Annotated in this window: 2 protein-coding genes; both read right to left on the reverse strand. The window is 44.3% G+C overall.

The genetic code is table 11. The features are described 5' to 3' along the window. Positions 1-153 (reverse strand): CDP-alcohol phosphatidyltransferase family protein (locus A3739_RS31305; protein WP_197471964.1); only part of this gene is annotated, 153 nt, incomplete at its 3' end. Continuing rightward, positions 154-1147, reverse strand: a 994-nt coding sequence (locus A3739_RS02225; protein WP_156502263.1) for a DUF2066 domain-containing protein, incomplete at its 5' end; no start/stop codon positions are given.

Raw genomic sequence — 1147 nt, forward strand, 5'->3', positions numbered from 1 at the left:
TCGAGCCACAAAGCCATCAACGCCATCCGACACGCCAGCTATAGCAAACAACAACAAGGCCAAGTCATATCGACCTTGAAGAAAATACAACGCAAAAGGGATAACAAGAAATATACGCAATAGCGTCAATAAGTTTGGTATTTGACGCAACACTTATTTGAGACCTATTGAAGTCGGCCATTGATAATAAAGCTGAGGCTGAATAGAGGTTGCCAACACATTACCTGACGATGATGGAGCAGACTCTTCTTTTAAAATACCTGCAAGTGCTAGCTGCTGTACAAATTGATCTTCACTTGCGCGCAACTCGAGGTCCAACAAAAGATCACTGCCATACAAGGCTCCGAGCTGAACGTTAGTGACAGTCGATAAGCTACCCAAATGCTCAACGACTTTTACATAATCTAAGAATGTTTGCACATTACTAACAGAGATACGCAAATATTGATCTTGCTCGCTCGCTTTTATCGCGTAGCGAGAAGAAAGGTTTGAAGCGATCTCTTGGTTGACCAGCCCAAACAGCGCAGAATAATCCGCTGCACGAAAGCGCCCTTCTATTTCAACACCATTCTCCCGAAAGGCGTATTTAGCATCTAAGCCTTCCTCTGCCTCAAATACACGCATTTGTAATACGGCATCGTGCGGGTAGCGCTTACCAGCTTCGCTGACTGAACTGTCAAACAAGCCCCAAAGACCTGCCATATCTATCGCATTCTGATCACTTAAATCACCGACCGGTAAAAAAGAGACCAAGCCATACTCAGAAGCTGACTCCATAAAACTCGTTTCTAATTGCGGTAAATCAGATGTCAGCAATTGTCTTTCATAGCCCCTTTGCACAACCACCCAGCTTAAAATGGATGGCCTCAAGCTTCCCCAAATCGCAACATTGCTTGCCCTCAATGCTTTCAAAATAGCTTGATCAGCAAAATTTACAGTCAGCAGAAATTGTTTCTCAGGTGCAGACGCGGGAAAATCTAGCTTAAGGCTCTTTTCAACTTCAGTCTCGCCCTCACCTTCCGCCTGATCACTTAGCACAGGCGAAAAGTCTGGATTCGCTCTATAACTAAAACTCAGCACATAACGCTGAGCCTGAGAAATAATTGGAGATAGTTCAGGATTATCTTGAACAGAAGCACCTGTAAGC

Source organism: Oleiphilus sp. HI0067 (genome assembly GCF_001635735.1).